Here is a 19622-nt window from a genome sequence, read left to right as displayed (position 1 = left end):
TTCTGTGATGACTGAGAACTACACCGCGCTGTACGAGCAGCACAAGATTGCCGGCGCCTCCTTCACGGACTTCGGCGGCTGGCAGATGCCGCTGAAGTACAGCTCCGAGCTCGCCGAACACCACGCCGTGCGCAACGCCGCCGGCCTGTTCGACCTCTCCCACATGGGCGAGGTCTGGGTCACCGGCCCTGACGCCGGAGCTTTCCTCGACTACGCCCTTGTCGGCAAGCTCTCCGCTGTTGCCGTCGGAAAGGCAAAGTACTCGCTGATCTGCCAGGAAGACGGCGGTATCATCGACGACCTCATCTCCTACCGCCTTGGTGAACAGAAGTACCTGGTGGTCCCCAACGCCGGCAATGCTGCGGTGGTTGCCGCTGCACTGGCCGAGCGTGCTGCCAACTTTGACGTGAAGGTGGAGGACGTGTCCGCCGAAACTTCGCTGATCGCCGTCCAGGGACCGAACGCCGAGGCCATCCTCCTGAAGCTGGTCCCCGCGGCGCAGCACGGGCTGGTGACGGAGCTAAAGTATTACGCCGCGGTTGAAGTCGAGATCAACGGGCAGCAGCTCCTGCTGGCCCGCACCGGCTACACCGGCGAGGACGGCTTCGAGATCTACATCCCCAATGAGGATGCTGCCGGCCTGTGGGACGCGCTGCTCGAAGCAGGCGCCGGCCACGGGCTCATCCCCACAGGACTGGCGTGCCGCGACTCGCTCCGCCTCGAAGCCGGCATGCCGCTCTACGGCAACGAGCTCTCCCGGGAAGTCAACCCCTACGCCGCCGGGCTGGGGCCGGTTGTGTCACTCAAGAAGGAATCGGACTTCGTGGGCAGGGCCGTGCTGGCGGAGCTCAAGGAACTGGGCGCCGGGTCCACCTCGGGCCGCAAGCTGGTGGGCCTGAAGGGCCTGGGCCGCCGCGCCGGCCGCAGCCACTACCCGGTCCTCAAGGACGGCAACGTGGTGGGCGAGGTAACCTCCGGCCAGCCGAGCCCCACGCTCGGTTACCCGATCGCCCTGGCCTATGTCGACGTCGAACACTCAGCACCCGGTACCGCCCTGGACATCGACCTCCGCGGCAAGGCAGAGCCGTTCGAAGTAGTAGAGCTCCCGTTCTACAAGCGCCAGAAGTAACGCTCTCTCACTTAATGCCGCGTTTGGCCAAACGCTCTCTCACTTGATGCGGGTTTTAACTAAACGCTCTCTCACTTGATGTGGGGTTTGGGCTGACGCTCTCTCACTTTCATAAACACGAACCTAAGGAAATACACATGGCAAAAGTTGTTGCTGAACTTAAATACTCGGCCGAGCACGAGTGGATTGCTTCTCACGGATCCGGGCCTGCCGGCGTCGGGATCTCCGCTGTGGCTGCCGAAGCCCTGGGCGACATCGTGTACGTGGACCTGCCCGAGGTCGGCTCCACGGTGACCGCGGGGGAGACCTGCGGTGAGGTGGAATCCACCAAGTCCGTCTCGGACCTCTACGCCCCCGTCACCGGTGAAGTGGTGGAGATCAACGACGAAGTGGTCTCCGACCCCGCCCTGATCAACAACGATCCCTACGGCGCAGGCTGGCTCTTCAAGGTGGCCGTTACCGAAGAGGGCCCGCTGATGTCCGCTGAAGAGTACGCCGCAGCCAATGGCGGCGAACTGTGAGCGCCACTGCCGCTACCGCGGCCTTTGAGCAGGTAGTCTCCGCGTCGCTGGACGCCGAGCTGTCCGCACTGGACCCCGAGATCGCCGCGAAGATCGACGACGAACTCACCCGCCAGCGTGACGGCCTGGAGATGATCGCCTCCGAGAACCACACTGCCGTCGCCGTGATGCAGGCGCAGGGCTCGGTGCTGACCAACAAGTACGCCGAGGGCTACCCGGGCAAGCGCTATTACGGGGGCTGCGAGCACGTGGACGTCATCGAACAGCTCGCCATCGACCGGATCAAGGCGCTGTTCGGTGCGGAGTTCGCCAACGTGCAGCCGCACTCCGGCGCCCAGGCCAACGCCTCGGTGATGCACGCGCTGATCAAGCCGGGCGACACCATCATGGGCCTGAACCTCGCCCACGGCGGCCACCTGACCCACGGCATGAAGATCAACTTCTCCGGCAAGCTCTACAACGTGGTGCCGTACGGCGTCCGCGAGGACAGCCACACGGTGGACATGGCCGAGGTGGAGCGCCTGGCCCAGGAGCACAAGCCGGCGCTGATCGTGGCCGGCTGGTCCGCTTACGCCCGGCAGCTGGACTTCGCCGAGTTCCGCCGCATCGCCGACTCCGTTGGCGCCTACCTGATGGTGGACATGGCGCACTTCGCCGGGCTGGTGGCCGCAGGGCTGCACCCGTCGCCTGTGCCGCACGCGCACGTCACCACCTCCACCACGCACAAGACCCTCGCCGGTCCGCGCGGCGGCATCATCCTGACCAACGACGCCGGCATCGCCAAGAAGATCAACTCGGCTGTGTTCCCGGGCCAGCAGGGCGGCCCGCTGGAACACGTCATCGCGGGCAAGGCCGTGGCATTCAAGATCGCCGCGTCCGCCGAGTTCAAGGAGCGCCAGGAACGTGTCCTGGCCGGCGCCCGGATCCTGGCTGAGCGCCTGGTCCAGCCCGACGTCAGCGCCAAGGGCATCAGCGTGGTCTCCGGCGGCACCGATGTGCACCTGGTCCTCGTTGACCTGCGCAACTGCGAGCTCGACGGCCAGCAGGCCGAGGACCGGCTCGCGGCCATCGACATCACGGTGAACCGCAACGCCGTGCCGTTCGACCCGCGCCCGCCGATGGTCACCTCCGGCCTGCGGATCGGCACGCCCGCGCTGGCCACCCGCGGGTTCGGTGAGGACGCATTCCGCGAGGTTGCGGACATCATCGCCGAGGCTTTGACGGCCGACGCCGATGCAGACCTTTCCGGGCTGCGTCACCGCGTCGAAACCCTCGCCCAAGCCCACCCGCTGTACCCGGCCCTCGCACCTCTGTCCTAGAGTTGGCTGGCTTCGGGACCGGCGGACCGGACATTTTCACGCGTGCTGCGCCCCACCGGCTCCCTAGCCTCGCAAGCTCGGCCAGGGAACCCTGCCGGCGTGGGCCCACTTCGTCGCTTTGACGCACGCTTTCGAAAAGTCCGGCTCTGCCGGCGCTGGCGGGTCCCTCGCCTGGTGAGGTGCCTTCGGAGTGGGCGGGGCATCCGGCAGCATGCTCCCCACCGTCCCCTAGCCTCGCAAGCTCGGCCAGGGAACCCGGACGGCGTGGGCCCGGCACACAGAGGATGTCCTGCCCGCTCCACCCCAACCACGTTTAGTTAGGAACAATCGCATGGCTGTTGGAGTCTTTGACCTCTTTTCCATTGGCATCGGGCCTTCCAGTTCCCACACTGTGGGCCCGATGCGGGCTGCTGCCGTTTTTGCGGAGGAGCTCAAAGGCTTGGGCAAGCTCTCGGACGTGGCGTCGCTGCGGGTGGACCTTTATGGTTCCCTCGCCGCGACGGGCCATGGCCACGGCACCATGACCGCGATCCTGCTGGGACTGGAGGGCTTCCATCCGGAGCTCATCCTGCCGGACGAGGTGGAGGAACGACTCGCCGCAATCGCCGATACCGGCCTGCTGCAACTGGCTGGTGCGGTCCCGCTGCCCTACGGGGTGAAGGACATGGTGCTGCGGCCGCTGACCGTCCTGCCCCGCCACACCAACGGCATGACCTTCACGGTGTCCGGCGCCGAGGGCAACGTCCTGCACACGGCAACGTTTTTCTCGGTGGGCGGCGGCTTTATCGTCCGCGAGGGCGAGGAGGATGCAGCACAGCAGGAACTCGAGGAATCCAAAAAAGAACTGCCGCTGCCCTTCCGCACCGCCGCCGAGCTGCTGGAGCACTGCCGGGAAACAGGCCTCGGCATCAGCGACATCATGCGGATCAACGAGGAGGACAGCCGCACTCCCGCGGAGATCCGTGAAGGCCTGCTGCATATCTGGTCGGTGATGGAGGAGTGCGTGGCCACCAGCCTGAAGCGCGAAGGTGTGTTGCCCGGGGGACTGAAGGTCCGTCGTCGGGCGCCTGACTGGTATGACCGGTTGAAGAAGGAAAGTTCACGGCCGGACGGCGAGGGCCAGGACGAGGACTTCTATGACCAGAAGTATTGGCAGGAGTGGGTTAACTTGATCGCGCTGGCGGTCAATGAGGAGAACGCCTCCGGCGGGCGGGTGGTCACTGCCCCGACGAATGGTGCGGCCGGGATCATCCCGGCGGTGCTGTTTTACGCTTTGCATTTCGCGCCGGGGATGGAGAACGCCTCGCAGGAGGACCGCGACGACGTGGTGGTGAAGTTCCTGCTCGCTGCCGGCGCCGTGGGGGTGCTGTACAAGGAGCAGGCGTCCATTTCCGGGGCCGAGGTGGGCTGCCAGGGCGAGGTGGGCTCGGCGTCGTCCATGGCGGCGGCAGGCCTGGCCGAGGTGATGGGCGGGACCCCGGCCCAGGTGGAGAACGCGGCAGAGATCGCGATGGAACACAACCTGGGCCTGACCTGCGACCCGATCGGGGGCCTGGTGCAGGTGCCCTGCATTGAACGGAACGCGATCGCGGCGGCGAAGGCGATCAACGCCGCGAAGATGGCGCTGTGGGGCGACGGTTCGCACCGGGTCTCGCTGGATGAGGTCATTGTGACCATGCGCGAGACCGGCAAGGACATGAGCTCCAAATACAAGGAAACGGCCATGGGCGGCCTCGCCGTCAACGTCGTCGAATGCTGAAGGAAGTACGGAAATGACATTGGCACCTGAAGGCCGGAAGCTGTTGCGCGTTGAGCAGCGCAACTCTGCTGTTCCGGTGGAGCGCAAGCCGGAGTGGATCAAGGCCAAGGTCCAGATGGGCCCGGAATTCGTCGGGCTGAAGAACCTGGTGAAAAAAGAGGGCCTGCACTCGGTGTGTGAGGAGGCTGGCTGTCCGAACATTTTTGAGTGCTGGGAGGACAAGGAAGCCACGTTCCTGATCGGCGGGTCCGAGTGCACGCGGCGGTGTGATTTCTGCCAGATCGATACCGGCAAGCCCTCCCCTGTGGACATGTTCGAGCCCACCAAGGTGGCCCGCTCCGTGCAGACCATGCAGCTGCGCTACGCCACCGTGACCGGTGTGGCCCGTGACGACCTGGCCGATGAGGGTGTGTGGCTGTACGCCGAGACGGTCCGGAAGATCCACGAGCTGAACCCCGGGACCGGGGTGGAGCTGCTGATCCCGGACTTCTCCGGCAAACCCGAGCACATCGCCGCGATCTGTGATTCGAAGCCCGAGGTGTTCGCGCACAACGTGGAGACCGTGCCGAGGATTTTCAAGCGGATCCGGCCGGCGTTCCGGTACGAGCGGTCCCTGGATGTGATCACGCAGGGCCGGAACCTGGGTATGGTGACCAAGTCCAACCTGATCCTGGGCATGGGTGAAACCCGGGAAGAGATCTCCGAAGCGCTGAGGGACCTGCACGAGGCCGGGTGCGACCTGATCACCATCACCCAGTACCTGCGCCCGTCCGAGCGGCACCTGCCGGTGGACCGGTGGGTCAAGCCGCAGGAGTTCGTGGACCTGCAGGACGAGGCCAAGGAGATCGGCTTCCTCGGCGTCATGTCCGGCCCGCTGGTCCGTTCCTCCTACCGGGCCGGCCGGCTCTGGGCCACCGCCATGCGCAAGAAAGGCCGGGACATCCCCGCCGAACTCGCCCACATCGCCGACGGCATCCAGGACTCCGGGACCACCCGCCAGGAAGCAAGCTCACTGCTCGCCGCCACGGCGTAATCGCCACGGCGTGAGGCGCCCGGCCTCCGGCAAGCGCTGATGATCCAATACCTGATGCATAGACAGGACCAATGATGTTCCCCGTCAGAATCGAAATCATCCCTTCACAGGGAATCGTTGGGCAGGTTCAGGCCTCGGTGCCTCGAACCACCACGCTCAGCGTGACCTGTCTGCCGCACCACGGCATCGAGCGGACCCTGCGCACCGCCGTGGAGCTGAGCGACGCCGGCTATAACGTGGTGCCGCACCTCGCCGCCCGGAGCATCAGCAGCCAGGCGGAGCTCACCGGGATTGTCCGCGCGTGCGATGCCGCCGGGATCGGCGAAGTCTTCGTTATTGGGGGAGACCGGAAACAGCCGGCCGGTGTTTACCGCTCGGCACTTCCGGTCCTCGAAGACATCGCCCAGTACACCGGCGGCACCATGCGGGCGGGCGTAGCCGGCTACCCTGAGGGCCACCCTGCGGTGAGCCCGGTTGATCTGCTGGACAGCCTGCTGGCCAAGCAGCACCTGGCCGCACACGTGGTCACCCAGATGTGCTTCTCTGCGGAAAAAATCCACGACTATGCGGCGCTCCTGCGCCGCGAAGGCGTCCACCTGCCCGTCTGGGCGGGTGTGGCGGGGTCCGTGCCGCGGACCAAGCTGGTGGCACTCGGCGCGCAGATCGGCGTCGGAAGTTCCCTGAAATTCCTCAGCCGCAAGGGCCCGCTGGCCCGCAAGCTCCTTAGCGGCGACCGCTACTCGCCGGACGGCCTCATCGCCGGCCTGGAAAGCCAGCCCGGCAGCATCGCCGGCATCCACCTTTACAGCTTCAACAGCCTGCAGTCCGTCCCCGGCAATCAACTCCCCGCGGGACCGGACCAGGCAACCACTTCAGCACTCCAGACAGCATTGATTCGAGGAGCAGCACATGACAACTAAACCTGCAGTGTCCCACCAGGAGCCGCACCTTGAGCGGCAGCTCACCAACCGGCACATCCAGCTGATCGCCATTGGCGGCGCCATCGGCACGGGCCTGTTCATGGGCTCGGGCAAAACCATTTCCGCGGCCGGACCGTCCGTCATTTTCGTCTACATGATCATCGGCTTCATGCTGTTCTTCGTGATGCGGGCCATGGGCGAACTGCTGCTCAGCAACCTGAACTACAAATCCTTCAGCGACTTCGCCGCAGACCTCCTGGGCCCCTGGGCGGGCTTCTTCACCGGCTGGACCTACTGGTTCTGCTGGGTGATCACCGGTATCGCGGACGTGATCGCCATCGCCGGCTACTCCAAGGAACTCTGGCCGGGACTGCCGCTGTGGATCCCGGGCCTGGCCACCGTGGCCATCCTCCTGATCCTGAACCTCGTCACGGTGAAGGCGTTCGGCGAGACCGAGTTCTGGTTCGCCCTGATCAAGATCATCGCCATCGCAGCGCTGATCATCGTGGGCATGTTTATGATCTTCACCGGCTTCCAGTCCGACGCCGGCCCTGCCACCTTCACGAACCTGTGGAGCCACGGCGGGTTCTTCCCGAACGAGTTCATGGGTTTCGTGGCCGGCTTCCAGATTGCGGTGTTCGCGTTTGTGGGCATTGAGCTGGTGGGCACCACTGCCGCCGAGGCGAAGGATCCCGAGAAGAACCTGCCCAAGGCCATCAACTCCATCCCCATCCGTGTGCTCCTGTTCTACGTGGGCGCCCTGATCATCCTGATGTCCGTTACGCCATGGACCCAGTTCCAGGCCGGGCACAGCCCGTTCATCGCCATGTTCTCCCTGGCCGGCCTCGGCGCCGCCGCCACCGTGGTGAACCTGGTGGTGCTCAGCTCGGCCATGTCCTCGGCCAACTCCGGCATCTACTCCACCTCCCGCATGGTCTACGGCCTGGCCCAGGAGGGGGACGCGCCGTCGGTCTTCCGGCACCTGTCCACCCGCAAGGTCCCGCAGAACGCCCTGTTCCTCTCCTGCGTGCTGCTGCTCTCCGGCGTGGTGCTGATGTACGCGGGCCAGGACATCGGCAAGGCCTTCGAAATGGTGACCACCGTGTCCGCGGTCTGCTTCGTCTTCGTGTGGTCCATCATCCTGGCCAGCTACCTGGCCTTCCGGCGCCGCCGTACCCACCTTCACGAGGCGTCCAAGTACCGGATGCCCGGCGGAATCCCGATGGTATGGGTGGTGTTCGCCTTCTTCGCCTTCGTCCTCTGGGCCCTCACCACGCAGCCGGACACCCTGATGGCGCTGCTGGTCACGCCGGTGTGGTTCCTGGTTCTCGGCGCCGCTTGGCTGGTGCTGCGCCGCCGTCCCGCCCACCTGGCCCGCTACGAGACGTTCAAGTCCGAGCTGGCGCAGGACCTGGATACCGAGGCGGCAACCATCGGCAGCGACGTCATCCGGCGGTAGGCGCCATGAAACTTACCGAACCGCACAGCTGGCGGCGCGTCTCCTGGACCGCCTTGCCGCCGGGGCAGTGGGTCCGCCTTTCACGCGACGGGCAGCTGCTTGGCTGCGGCGTGGTGGACGGGACCACCCCGGACGGCTCCATCATCTGGGTGGTGATGGACGGTTGGCCGGAGCGCCGGATGTTCCACCGGGAGGATTTCGTCAAGGTGGAGATCAAAGGTTAGGGCCTGCAAGGGAGCGGACGACGGCGGGAGGCCCCGCCGTCGTCCGCTTGCCTTTAAGCCGTTCCCGTCATTGACCGCCCGCCGCCGACCGGCAACGATGAACTATGACTGACTCAGCTGATACCGGTGCCCCTTTTGACGACGACAGCGTGGAGGAGGTTGACGCAGTGGAGACCGCGGAAAGCATCGCCGAAGACGTGAAGGATGAGATCCGCCTGGGCCATGTGCAGGACGACGTCAGCCATGTGCTGGAGGAACGCTTCGATGAGGCGGGAATCAACCTGCGCCCCGAAGCGGTGGACGACCTCGCCGAAGAAATTGAGCGGGACGTGTCCAGCTAGCGGAACCGCCGCGGTGGCCTAAGCTTCCCCTATGGGACTCATCATCACACTGCTGATCATCTGGCTTGTTCTGTCCATCCTGGGCTTCGTGATCAAGGGCCTGCTGTGGCTGGCGTTCATCGGCCTGATCCTGTTTGTGGCCACCGCTGTGTGGGGCTGGCTGAAGCGCCGAACCAGCGTCTGACCCTTCCCGGCCACAGACCGTGCGGGCCTGAAACGGCAGGGAACAACCTGGATTAGTGCGCTGGCCGTGTTGGGCGCATGGCTCCGTGAGCCTTCGGGTGAGGGAGCAATACCAGTGATCCAGGTGGCCCGCACATCGCCCCGGGTTTTCGTCCAGATATGCGGACTTATGGGCTTCCCAGCCCTGCATATCTGGACAAAAACTCTGTGGGCCGGGGAGTCAGTGCCAGAGGCCCAGGGCGAATTCCGCGATCACCGTGGAGAGCAGGAAGGACGCAGTGATGGCCACCAGCCCCACAGGGATGATCTTCCAGCCGATATTTTTCAGCAGCGGGATGTCCTTGCCCAGCGACAGGCCTGCCAGGGTCAGCATCACGGTGGCGATGGACAGGAAGTCCACGGTCTTGACCGCGGCATTCAACGGCTCCGCGGCGAAGAACCACGGGCTGGAGATGTAGGCGCCAATGGTGGTGATAAAAACGATGGCCGAGATCTTTCGGGTGGCCTTCGCCAGCGCGATGCTGACCAGGACCAAAGCCAGCATGATCGCATAGCCGGCCAGGATGCTGAGGCTGAAGCCCTTCGCCGCCACTGATGCTGTGGCGATGCCCAGTACCGTGAGGACCGAAAGGGACAGCCAGAGCGGTAGTTTGATGGCTGCCGCTGACTCGGCAACCCGCTCGCGGAACCGCCGGTTTTCCTCCGCCTGGACGGCCTCGCGGTCGATGTCCGCAGCGGTCCGTGCGGCCGGGCCGCCGGCGGGTGCTCCGGCCGTCACGGCTGCTTCTTCACGGGCTGTCTGCTTGCGGGTGAGGAGTTTGTAGAACCGGTCGGCCAGCGGCAGCGCGATGTAGATGCCCACGTAAACGCCCAGGATCGTGGTGATCAGGTTGGAGACGGCCGCCATACCCAGGATGGCTTCCTGGTCCGCCGGGTAGCCGGCAACGATGCTCGCCGCTGACGCCGCCATCATGGACCCGGACCCCACGCCGGCACCCATGGCGAGGGCCAGGGGATCGAAGATCTTCCAGTTGGCCACGAGCGAGGTGAGGAGCGTGATGTACACGGCGCCGAACAGCGTGCCGAACACGTACATGGCCAGCACGCCGCGGTACTGGTCCGAATCCGGGCCGTACTTCTCGGACACCATGGCGAAGGAGGGCTCGCGGTCCAGCGAGAACGTGGCGCCCACGGTTGCCTTGCCCATCCTCAGCAGAACAGCCAGCGGGAGCGCCAGCACGATGGTCCCGAGCAGGTGGCCCACCTCCTGGAGGAGCAGCGCGGGTCCGGCCTTGAGCAGGGTGGGCAGGCTCGGACCGATGTTGAACGCCAGCCGGGCCACCAGCAGCAGCACGGCGACGCCCACCAGGGCGGCCGCCACCCGCTGGAGGTCGATCCCCAGGGGCTTGAACTTCTGGATCGAGACCAGCAGGCCCAGGATGAGGCCCCACACCATGGGGAAGATGATGATGGAGCCGATTCCCACATCGATCTTCACCTGCCCGATGAACTGGACCGCCACGGCGATCACCAGGGCCAGGGCGGCGATCGGCATGGTCAGCTTGGTCCCGGCCCTGTCAGCCCGGACTGTTTTGGTGGTGCTCATGATGTGCCTTCCTGCGTGAAAGTACGACGGCGGTACGCAGCTTTGAGGAAGCGGTCCCGTTCGGTGGGGGTTGAGGCAGCGGCCGCGGCGGTCCAGGCCAGCGCAACGGCTGCCTCGAACATCACGCCGTACGCCTCGGGAGTGTCCGCAAGTGCGGCAAACGCGTGCGAGTGGATGGGCACGTCCGCGCCCGGGATGCTCAGCCACGGGTGCAGGGACGGGATGACCTGGGAGATGTTGCCCATGTCGGTGGAGCCGCCGCTGAGGCCGGAGGACCGCGACGTGTCCTTACCGAAGGCATCCATCGCGTCGGTCCAGTGCGCTGCCAGGGCGTCATCCTGGAGCAGCGGTTCGTACAGGGGTTCCGCCTCTTCGATGACCAGGGTTGTGCCGGTGGCCAGCGCGGCGCCTTCGAAACAGTTCCGGACCCTCTGGTGCAGGGCCTCGTATTCCGGCAGGGTGAACGCCCGGCATTCGAACTGGACCACCGCCTTTTCCGGGATGATGTTGGTGACGTGCCCGGCCTCGGCCACAAAGCAGGCAACGCGGTGGTCGCTGGGGATCTGCTGGCGGAGCAGTCCGATGGCCACCTGGCTCAGGACCGCGGCATCTGCGGCGTTGACGCCCTGGTGCGGGGCTGCTGCCGCGTGGGCGGCCTTGCCGGTGAACGTTGCCTGGTACCGGCCCACCGCCTGGGCGCTGGTGCCGGTGGGGTTGTAGGTGAGCCCGTCCTGGACGGGGTGGACCATCAGGGCCAGCCCGACGCCGTCGAACGCTCCACGTTCCAGCATCAGCGCCTTGCCGCCGCCATGCTCCTCGGCGGGAGTGCCGATGGCCTTCAGCGTGATGCCGAGCTCGTCCACCAGGGGGAGAAGGGCGAGTGCGGCGGCCACCGAGGCGCCGGCGATCAGGTTGTGCCCGCAGGCGTGGCCAATATCCGGGAGCGCGTCGTACTCCACGCACAGCGCCACCGTCAGTTCGCCGCTGCCTGCGCTCGCCGAGAAGGCGGTGGGAAGGCCCGAGGTGCCGCGCTCCACCTCGAAGCCGGCCTCCTCCAGCAGGGCGGCAATGGCCCCGGCGGAGCGAACCTCCTCGAAGGAGATCTCCTTGAAAGCGTGAATTTCCCGCGCCAATGCCTGGACGCGGGGTTTCCAGTGGTCGACGCCGTCTGCCAGGGTGCCGCGAAGGGCCGCCGGGGCGGGGGATGGGTTGGTCAGTTCCATGGGCATCTTCCTTTGGGTGCGGCGGTTCAGGGCGGGTTAGTAGGACAGGGACGGGAAAGGCGACCCGGCCGCGCGGGTGGGCACCCAGATGGCCTTCGTCTGCGTGTATTCGTCCAGCACGCCGGGGCCGGAGGAGCGGCCGTGGCCGGAATCGCCGAAGCCGCCGAACGGAACCGCCACGTGGATTGTTTTGTACGAGTTGATCCAGAACGTGCCGGCCTTGACCTCGCGGGCAACGTGGTGGGCGCGGGACACGTCGGAGGTCCAGACGGCGCCGGCCAGGCCGAAGTTGGTGTTGTTGGCCCGGGCGATGGCTTCGGCTTCCGTGTCGAAGGCGTCGGCCCCCACCACGGGACCGAAGACTTCCGTGGTTTCGAGGCGGTTGGCGGGCGTGACGCCGTCCAGCAGGGTGGGCATCACCCAGTGCCCGCCGGCCAGGGCAGACCCGGCCAGGGACTCCGGCAATGCCGCCCCCGTGACGCGGCGGCCGCCGTCGTTCATTCCCGCTTCAATGAGCGTGGTAACGGTGGCGAACTGCTGGGCGGTGATGATCGGGCCCACCTCGGTGTCCGCGCTGAGCGGGTCGCCCACCCGGAGGCGTGCCGCCTTGGCGGCCACGAGCTCCACGAACTCTGCGTGGACGCTGCGCTCCACCAGCAGCCGGGAACCCGCGACGCAGGACTGGCCCGCCCCGGAGAAGATGGCCGAGATGGCGCCGTCCGCGGCACGGTCCAGGTCTGCGTCCGCGAAGACGATGTTGGCGCTCTTGCCGCCGAGCTCCAGAAGCGCGGGTATCCCGGCCTGGGCCGCAGCCACCGCAACACGGCGTCCGGTGGGGACGGAGCCGATGAAGCTGACCTTGCCCACGCGCGGGTCCGTGGTGAGGGCTGCGCCAACAGTCTGGCCCAGCCCGGAGGCCACGTTGAACACGCCTGCCGGCAGCCCGGCTTCGTGCGCCAGCTGGGCGAGCCGGACCGATGATGCCGGGGTGAATTCGCTGGGCTTGATGATCACGGCGTTGCCGGCCGCGAGCGGGGCTGCGGAGTTCCAGCCGGCCGTAAACAGGGGAGCGTTCCAGGGCGTGATGGCGACGACGACGCCCCACGGGACGCGCTCGGTGTAGGTGTGCCAGTTGCCGGGAACCGGGATGGTCTGGCCGGTCAGCTTGTCCGCCCAGCCGGCGTAGTAGCCGAACATTTCCGCCACCTTGGCGGCCTCAACGCGTGTGTCACGGATGGGCTTGCCCGTTGTGGCGGATTCGAGGATGGCGAGTTCCTCTCCGTGCTGTTCCACGGCCCGGCTGACGTTGCGGAGGATGGCGGCCCGTTCGAAGCCGTTCATCGCGCCCCAGACTTTGGCACCCGCCGTCGAACTTTCCAGGATGGTGTTGGCGCCCTCGGCGCCGGGGTCTGCGTAGGTGGCGAAGGCTTCGCCGGTGGCAGCAGCGGTGAGGGTAATGTCCTCGCCGCTGCCGGTGGTTACGTTGCCGTTGACGAAGGCGCCGAGGCCGGCGGGGAAGGCCGCGTCCAGGACGGATTTAGCGGTGGCTGCCGACGAATTGGCTGGTGCTGTGGTGATGCTCAATGTGGTGTTCCTTTGGGGGGCTGGGGGTGGGGTATCAGGCGACGGCGGAGGTGCCGGCCGCTTTGCCTGGCGCGGTGCCTGGTGCCGTGCTTGATGCGGGGTCTGGTGCCGCGCCTGGTGCTCCGGCTGGGGTGATGGCCGGGGCGACGGTCCGGGCGATTTCGGTGAAGTCAGCCTTCGGGCCGAGGGCGGCCAGGGCATCCTGCCACTGGCTGGCCACGGCGGCCAGGAGCGCGGGCTTTTCGCCGATCCGGGCGGCGACATCCACGGCGAGGGCGGCGTCCCGGGCCATCAGGCCCAGCGAAAAACCGGAATCATGGGTGCCGCTGAGCACCCCGTTGGGGTACATGTTGGCGGAGACCTTGCTGCCTCCGGACGCGTTGCTGATGCTGGCCGCGGCGGTGGCGGGGTCGATGCCGTAGGCCTTGGCAACACTCAGCGCTTCACCCACCGAGACGAGATTGGCCGCTGCAAGCACGTTGTTGAGGAGTTTGACCACGTTGCCGCTGCCGGGGCCGCCGATATGGCTGTACTTCCCGCCCGTCAGCGCCAGCAGGACGGGTTCGGCGGCAGCGAAGGCCTCGTCCGTGGCACCGACGAAGGCACTCAGAGAACCGGTTGCTGCGCCGTCGCGGCCGCCGGAAACGGGTGCGTCCACGAAGGCCGCTCCCTGTGCCTGGGCGAGGTCGGCCATGTTTTTGCTCGTGCCCGGTTCGGAGGTGGTGGTGTCGATGATCGCCACGGTGCCCGGCGCTTTAAGGAGGTGGGGCACGGTGGTTTCCACGATGCTGGCGGCGGGGAGGGAGAGCACGACGTAGGGGGTCCCTGCAACGGCTTCGAGGTCCGCCGTGGTTTTGATGCCGGCTTCTTCCGCAACAGTCCTGGCCGCGTCAGAGGGGTCGAAGCCGGTGACGTCCCAGCCGGATTTGTGGAGGGTGGCGGCCATTGCTCCGCCCATGGCGCCGAGTCCGATGACGGCTATCCGGCGGGTGTTCTGCTCATTCATGAAGTGCTCCTGGGAGGTAATGCGGTTCAGTCGAGGTAGATGTCGAGGTCTTTCCACAGTTGCTGCGTGCGGCGGATGGCGGCGCGGCTGCGTTCTGGGTGGGCTGCTTCCATCCCGGCGAGCAGCCCGTAGACCAGCGAGTTCGCGGCGGTGACCGACTGGAAGAAGGAGATGCCCTCCGAGGCCACCACGAGCAGGTGGTCGGCGGCGGCTGCGAGGCGGCCGCGGCGCATATCGCTGATGGCGACTACCGTGGCACCTGCGGCTTTGGCGGCTTCAGCGGCCACGATGACCTGCCGGACGGAGCGCCACATGTTGATCACCACCAGCACGTCGCCGGAGCCAAGGGTGTTGGTGCTCGACGCCAGGTGGACGCCGCCGCGGTTTTCGAGCGAGATGGGGTATCCCATCGTGGAGCCGAGGTGGGCCATCACGCTCGCGGGGCCTGCGAACGAGCCAATCCCGACCACGGTAATGGACTTCGCAGCGGCCATCGCCGCAATGGCGGCCTCGGCTTCGTCTGCCGTGTTTGATTCGAGGGTCAGCCGGAGGTTTTCAATGTCGTGGTTCAGCGCGTCATGCAGGGGGCTGCGGTGTTCGCCGTGCTCGGTGAGCGTGTCCTCCGTGGAAATCATCACCAGGTAGCGCGAGCGGAGCTCGCGCTGCAGGTCGGGCCAGCCGCGGTAGCCAAGGTGCTGGGCGGCGCGGACCACGGTGGAGTTGTTAACGTCGGCCCGCTGCGCGATTTCCGCGATGTCGGCGTAGGAGGAAAGCTGCGGGTTCCGGGTGATGACCTCCACTACCCGGCTTTGTGCCTTGGTGAGCGGAACGTCCGGGATCGCGTCGCCGAGCCATGCTTGGGAGCTGTTCCCGGGACTGTTGCCGCCGTCGGCTTCAAGGGCGAAGGCTTCCGCTTCTGCGGTGTTCGTGTTCAAGGAAGACCTGTTCTGTAACGCAGATCACTCTGCAAGGGCGATTGCATTAAATGTACTCTGCAATTTCACTTGCTTCCAGTGGTTTGCGTACCTGGATGTAAATCCTCGTTGTGGTGGCCCGTTTCCCGCGGGACCATAGGGGTATGGATGCTGAATCTCCCAAGGCCTGGGAGCTGAGCCTTCCCCAGGCGTTCCTCCTTCTGGCAACAAACGATGCCGACGGTGGGGCAGAAGTTCCCCAGCCTGTTCTCCAGGCCGGTGTGGCCGGGGCAATCCTGGCGGAGCTGGACCTGCTCGGTGCCATCGACCTGCAGGGCAAGCACGTCAGGGTCACTGGCGGCCCTGTGCCCGCCCAAGTCCAACACCACCTGGACCTCATCCGGCATAAATCGAGGCCGCACACTGCCCACCGCTGGGTTTCAATCCTGGAAAGCCGCGCGGAGGTGCATCGCATTTACGAGGAGCTGGCGGAGCAGGGCGTCGTGAGGCACGTGGGCGAAAAGCGCCTGGGCCTGTTCAGGATCACCCGCTATCCGGAGCAGGACCACGCCCCGAAGGCGGCGCTCCTCAAGGAAATTGGGGCTGGACTGGGCGGCGGAACATCCGGTGCTCGAACCATGGCCTTGATCGGACTGCTGCACGTGACGGGGCTGCTGGAGAGGCTGTTCCCCGATGCCGATCATCACCGGGCCCGGGACACAGCCAACAGCCACTGGCCCTCGCACGCGGTTGCCGAGGAGATCCGCATGATCACGCTGGCAGAGGCGGAAGCCGCAACGTAGCAGTCATCGCGGCAGCGCGCTCTGTGCAGCGGGCATTAAACGCAAGCGGACGACGGCGGGAGGTCCCGCCGTCGTCCGCTAACAGACTTTTGGCCCGGCTACTGGAGTTTTTGTCCAGATGTGCAGGCTTAAAGGCTTATTAGCCCTGCATATCTGGACAAAAACCCGAAGTGGTCAGTCGTCGTAGGTGTTGGCGATGTACACGTCGCAAGGGGCGTTGTGTGCCACGCTGTTCGCGACGCTGCCCAGGAGGCGGCCGATGCCGCGCATCCTGCGGTTGCCCACCACGATGACCTTCGCGTCCAGGCGGATCGCTTCCTTGATCAGGGCATCAGCCGGCTTGCCGCGGGCGGCCGAGTGGGTGATCTCAACGCGCTGTCCCGACTTGCCCAGGTCGTTCGCTACATGTTCGGCGCTGTCCGCGTTGGAGATCCGCACCTTGTCCGATCCGACGCCGAACGTTTCGGCGCTCTCGGTCTCGAATGCGGTGACGATGTGCAGGGACGCTCCCAGCGCGGCCGCCAGGTCCCGCGCAGCCTCAGCGGCCTTCCTTGCAGACTGGCTGCCGTCAACACCTACAACTACTACTCCACTCATGCCTTGCTCCTTTACTCGTATCCGTCACTTGGCGTTCAGGAGCAAGTCTAGAGAACTTGGACGTGCTGCCCCCATGTCATTTTGCGGATGGCGTCGCTTTGAAGTCCGCTGAGCGCGGCGAGTTCGAACTCGTCCATCACGCCAAGCCTGCGGGCTGCGGCCAGGAGGTTCAACCGCCGGGCTTCCAGTGCGGCCCGCGATTCCTCGAGTTCGGCGAGCTCGGACTTCAGGCTTGCGATGACGGCGAGCTGTTGTTCGGCGGGCTGGCCGGAGGGCAGCAGGTCGTCGTATGTCAGGCCGATGGTGCGGATGGTCCAGCGGGAGAGGCCGGCAGCGTCGGCGAGGCGGGTGACCTTCAGGCCGTCCCGGAGCGCCTGCGCAACGTGCTGGTTCAGCCGGGCGGACACGGGGCGGCTGCTGCTCGCGTTGAAGGCCAGCCGCTGCCGGTTCGCCTTCAGCAGCTTCCGGATCTTCTCCGCCTGGAGCGCGGCTTTGTCAGGCTTGGGTGCTCCGCGGTAGCGGTAGTAGCCGACGTCGCCATGATGCATAACCGCCAAGATCACTCCTCGGTTGGGGTACTTCCGGATGGGCCACCTACGAGGCTAGGCAGAGACGGATGCATGGCGGAAATACCAATTGTGAGTGGACCCATAGCGGGAAACTGTGGGTCTGCCAGCCATAAGGGACGCTTATCCGTCCACGCAGTATTGGTCTTATCCAGACCGTCCGGATTTCCCTAGTGTCGAAGGAAACGAGTACCGCTCCCTCCTGACTCCCTAGGAAGAGACCATGCCTGAATTTGTCCCTGCAGCGCGGGTATCCCGCATCAAATCTTCCGCCAGCGTTGCTGCCGCGGCCCGGGTGCGCGAACTGAAAGCGGAAGGGCGCCGCATCCTGGACCTGACCGTCGGCGAGCCGGACTTCGACACCCCCGAACATATCAAGGCCGCCGCCGTGGAGGCCATCAACCGCGGCGAAACCAAGTACACCTCCGTCACCGGCACCCCTGCCCTGCAGAAGGCCATCCTCCAGACCCTGTCGCAGCGGACGGGCCTTCAGTACACCCCGGCCGAGATCACCATCGGCGGCGGCGCGAAACAGGTCATCTTCACCGCGTTTATGGCCTCCCTCGACGCTGGCGACGAAGTGATCGTCCCCGCCCCCTACTGGGTCTCCTACCCGGACATGGTGCTGGCCAATGACGGCACCCCGGTGGTGGTTCCCTGCGGGGAGGATGTTGGCTTCAAGCTCACGCCCGAAGCCCTGGCCGGTGCCCTGACCGGGCGCACCAAGTGGGTCATCCTCAACGCACCGTCCAACCCCACCGGCGCCGTCTACTCCCCGGCCGAACTGCGGGCGCTCGCCGACGTCCTGGCCGGTTTCCCGCACGTTTACGTCCTCACCGACGAAATTTACGACCAGATCTACTTCGGCGAAGGAAAGCTCACCAGCCTGGTGGAGGTGGCCCCCGAACTGAAGGACCGCATCCTCGCCGTCAACGGTGTGTCCAAGGCCTACGCCATGACCGGCTGGCGGCTGGGGTACGCGGCGGGACCGGCGCCGGTGATCGCCGCCATCAACAAGCTGCAGTCGCAGATCTCCTCCTGCCCCTCCTCCGTGAGCCAGGCCGCCGCCGCCGCGGCCCTCACCGACGACCAGGGCTTCGTCCGGGACAGCCTGGAGGTGTACCGCAAGCGGCGGGACGCGGCAGTGGCCGCCCTGAACGCCGTCGACGGTTTGTCATGCACGACGCCGGAAGGCGCCTTCTACGCGTACGTCAACTGTGCGGGGGTTATTGGCAGGACGACGCCGGATGGAACTGTGATCCACGACGACCAGGACTTCACGCTCTACCTGCTCGAGGCCGCTTCCATAGCAGTTATCCAGGGGTCCGCTTACGGACTGGGCCCCTACTTTCGCATCTCCTACGCCACCAGCCTGGACATCATCGAGGAGTCCATCGCTGCCATCGACAAGGCCGTCCAGGCCCTCAACTGACCCAACCCACCGAAGGAAAAACGCCGTGATCCACGTCAAAACCAACATCGACCGCCCCAGCGCCGACGCCGTCAGCCGGCTCGCGAAGTTCTCGTCCGCCACCATCCACGAGGCACAGGGACGCAAGGGCGCGCTGAGCTCCCGCATCAAGCCCATCGACAGGTCCATGTCCTTCTGCGGCCCCGCCACCACCGTCCGCTGTGCGCCGCGGGACAACCTGATGCTGCAGGTGGCCATCCACTACGCGCAGCCCGGCGACGTCGTCCTGGCCGCGGCGGGGGAGTACGAGGAAGCCGGAACTTTTGGTGACGTCCTCGGCAACGCCATGAAAGCCAAGGGCCTGGCCGGCCTCGTGACCGACTCCGGTGTCCGCGACACCCAGGACCTCATTGAGCTCGGACTGCCCGTCTTCTCCGGCAGTGTGTCCATCAAGGGCACCGTCAAGGAAACCATCGGTCCCATCAACCACCCGGTGGTCTTCGGCGACGAAATCATCTACCCGGGCGACGTCCTGCGCGGCGACGCTGACGGTGTGGTGGTGGTCCGCAAGGAGGAGATCGAGGAAGTCATCCGCCTCTCGCAGGAACGCGATGACGCCGAGCGTGAGCTGATCAGCCTGTACAAGGACGGCGGCACCACCATCGACCTGTGCAACCTGACGGACGTGTTGAAGGCCAAGGGACTCCTGGTGGAGCAGGCCTAGGAGCCTGGGAATTCCAACAAGGCAGCAGCAGCGCAGCCGCCGCGGGCATAGTCCTGCGGCGGCTTTGCTGCATCCCGGTGGTTGAGGTTTGCGGTTGAGCCGGTGGTTGAGCGAGGGGCCACGGCCGCCAAATTCCCTGGTCGAGCCTCCGAGGTTAGGGAGCGGCTGGTGAGCGAAACCCGAAACCCGAAACCCGGTGGCTGGGCAGGACTGACCCGGTTGTTGAGCAACCCGAGACCCGGTGGCTGGGCAGGGACTGACCCGGTGGTTGAGCAACCCGAGACCCGGTGGCTGGGCAGG

At 66.0% G+C, this 19622-nt stretch carries 20 protein-coding genes; 13 read left to right on the top strand and 7 right to left on the bottom strand.

Annotated elements, in window-relative coordinates; all coding sequences use genetic code 11:
• Nucleotides 1-7 precede the first annotated feature (7 nt).
• The 10 genes from gcvT (at nucleotide 8) to AC3A4Z_RS07220 (ending at nucleotide 8889) form a co-directional block, all read left to right on the top strand.
• Nucleotides 8-1129, top strand: coding sequence for a glycine cleavage system aminomethyltransferase GcvT (gene gcvT, locus AC3A4Z_RS07265; RefSeq protein WP_498710955.1), 1122 nt, complete (start codon nucleotides 8-10; stop codon nucleotides 1127-1129).
• 137 nt (nucleotides 1130-1266) lie between these two features.
• Nucleotides 1267-1650, top strand: a complete 384-nt coding sequence (gene gcvH / locus AC3A4Z_RS07260; protein WP_498710954.1) for a glycine cleavage system protein GcvH — start codon at nucleotides 1267-1269, stop codon at nucleotides 1648-1650.
• Nucleotides 1647-2969, top strand: a complete 1323-nt coding sequence (glyA, locus tag AC3A4Z_RS07255) for a serine hydroxymethyltransferase (RefSeq protein WP_498710953.1) — start codon at nucleotides 1647-1649, stop codon at nucleotides 2967-2969. Before gcvH ends, glyA begins: the two co-directional genes overlap by 4 nt.
• Before the next feature lie 331 nt (nucleotides 2970-3300).
• Nucleotides 3301-4728 carry an L-serine ammonia-lyase gene (locus AC3A4Z_RS07250; RefSeq protein WP_498710952.1) on the top strand — a complete coding sequence of 476 codons (1428 nt, stop codon included), beginning with the start codon at nucleotides 3301-3303 and terminating at the stop codon, nucleotides 4726-4728.
• A gap of 13 nt (nucleotides 4729-4741) precedes the next feature.
• Nucleotides 4742-5761 (top strand): lipoyl synthase, encoded by a 1020-nt coding sequence (lipA, locus tag AC3A4Z_RS07245; protein WP_498710951.1) that lies wholly within the window; start codon nucleotides 4742-4744, stop codon nucleotides 5759-5761.
• A gap of 71 nt (nucleotides 5762-5832) precedes the next feature.
• Nucleotides 5833-6681 carry a methylenetetrahydrofolate reductase gene (locus AC3A4Z_RS07240; RefSeq protein WP_498710950.1) on the top strand — a complete coding sequence of 283 codons (849 nt, stop codon included), beginning with the start codon at nucleotides 5833-5835 and terminating at the stop codon, nucleotides 6679-6681.
• Nucleotides 6671-8140, top strand: coding sequence for a D-serine/D-alanine/glycine transporter (cycA, locus tag AC3A4Z_RS07235; protein WP_498710949.1), 1470 nt, complete (start codon nucleotides 6671-6673; stop codon nucleotides 8138-8140). The genes AC3A4Z_RS07240 and cycA overlap by 11 nt, the downstream gene beginning before the upstream one ends.
• A gap of 5 nt (nucleotides 8141-8145) precedes the next feature.
• Nucleotides 8146-8364, top strand: a complete 219-nt coding sequence (locus AC3A4Z_RS07230) for a hypothetical protein (protein WP_498710948.1) — start codon at nucleotides 8146-8148, stop codon at nucleotides 8362-8364.
• 104 nt (nucleotides 8365-8468) lie between these two features.
• Nucleotides 8469-8705, top strand: coding sequence for a hypothetical protein (locus AC3A4Z_RS07225; RefSeq protein WP_498710947.1), 237 nt, complete (start codon nucleotides 8469-8471; stop codon nucleotides 8703-8705).
• A gap of 31 nt (nucleotides 8706-8736) precedes the next feature.
• A complete protein-coding gene (locus AC3A4Z_RS07220; protein WP_167344656.1) occupies nucleotides 8737-8889 on the top strand; it encodes a hypothetical protein in 153 nt (50 codons plus the stop codon).
• A gap of 219 nt (nucleotides 8890-9108) precedes the next feature.
• On the opposite strand, the gene AC3A4Z_RS07215 is transcribed toward AC3A4Z_RS07220, so the two are convergent.
• Genes AC3A4Z_RS07215 through AC3A4Z_RS07195 form a run of 5 tightly spaced genes read right to left on the bottom strand, consistent with a single transcriptional unit; the run spans nucleotide 9109 to nucleotide 15146 of the window.
• Nucleotides 9109-10494 (bottom strand): DUF3100 domain-containing protein, encoded by a 1386-nt coding sequence (locus tag AC3A4Z_RS07215; RefSeq protein WP_498710946.1) that lies wholly within the window; start codon nucleotides 10492-10494, stop codon nucleotides 9109-9111.
• On the bottom strand, nucleotides 10491-11717 hold the full coding sequence (locus AC3A4Z_RS07210) for an amidohydrolase (RefSeq protein ID WP_493971953.1): 1227 nt from the start codon (nucleotides 11715-11717) through the stop codon (nucleotides 10491-10493). Before AC3A4Z_RS07210 ends, AC3A4Z_RS07215 begins: the two co-directional genes overlap by 4 nt.
• Nucleotides 11718-11753: 36 nt before the next feature.
• Nucleotides 11754-13301, bottom strand: coding sequence for an aldehyde dehydrogenase family protein (locus AC3A4Z_RS07205; protein WP_498710945.1), 1548 nt, complete (start codon nucleotides 13299-13301; stop codon nucleotides 11754-11756).
• A 34-nt stretch (nucleotides 13302-13335) separates the two neighbouring features.
• The gene (locus AC3A4Z_RS07200) at nucleotides 13336-14328 is read right to left on the bottom strand and encodes an NAD(P)-dependent oxidoreductase (RefSeq protein ID WP_498711133.1); all 993 of its coding nucleotides are present in this window, start codon (nucleotides 14326-14328) and stop codon (nucleotides 13336-13338) included.
• 5 nt (nucleotides 14329-14333) lie between these two features.
• Entirely contained in the window at nucleotides 14334-15146 is an 813-nt protein-coding gene (locus AC3A4Z_RS07195) for a MurR/RpiR family transcriptional regulator (protein WP_498711132.1), read from the bottom strand.
• A 239-nt stretch (nucleotides 15147-15385) separates the two neighbouring features.
• Between AC3A4Z_RS07195 and AC3A4Z_RS07190 the strand changes: the two genes are divergently transcribed.
• On the top strand, nucleotides 15386-16024 hold the full coding sequence (locus tag AC3A4Z_RS07190) for a GOLPH3/VPS74 family protein (RefSeq protein WP_498710944.1): 639 nt from the start codon (nucleotides 15386-15388) through the stop codon (nucleotides 16022-16024).
• A gap of 174 nt (nucleotides 16025-16198) precedes the next feature.
• On the opposite strand, the gene AC3A4Z_RS07185 is transcribed toward AC3A4Z_RS07190, so the two are convergent.
• Together AC3A4Z_RS07185 and AC3A4Z_RS07180 are read right to left on the bottom strand one after the other, a co-directional pair.
• A complete protein-coding gene (locus tag AC3A4Z_RS07185; RefSeq protein ID WP_498710943.1) occupies nucleotides 16199-16621 on the bottom strand; it encodes a universal stress protein in 423 nt (140 codons plus the stop codon).
• Nucleotides 16622-16668: 47 nt separating this feature from the next.
• Entirely contained in the window at nucleotides 16669-17169 is a 501-nt protein-coding gene (locus AC3A4Z_RS07180; protein ID WP_498711131.1) for a hypothetical protein, read from the bottom strand.
• 241 nt (nucleotides 17170-17410) lie between these two features.
• On the opposite strand from AC3A4Z_RS07180, the gene AC3A4Z_RS07175 reads away from it, so the two are divergent.
• Nucleotides 17411-18619, top strand: coding sequence for an aspartate transaminase (locus AC3A4Z_RS07175; RefSeq protein ID WP_498710942.1), 1209 nt, complete (start codon nucleotides 17411-17413; stop codon nucleotides 18617-18619).
• A 25-nt stretch (nucleotides 18620-18644) separates the two neighbouring features.
• The gene (locus AC3A4Z_RS07170) at nucleotides 18645-19322 is read left to right on the top strand and encodes a 4-carboxy-4-hydroxy-2-oxoadipate aldolase/oxaloacetate decarboxylase (protein WP_498710941.1); all 678 of its coding nucleotides are present in this window, start codon (nucleotides 18645-18647) and stop codon (nucleotides 19320-19322) included.
• The last annotated feature ends 300 nt before the right edge of the window (nucleotides 19323-19622 follow it).

This window comes from Arthrobacter sp. Soil_C_49 (assembly GCF_057656635.1).
The sequence above is the reverse complement of the archived record's forward strand: the minus strand, read 5'-3'. Positions and strand labels throughout refer to the sequence as shown.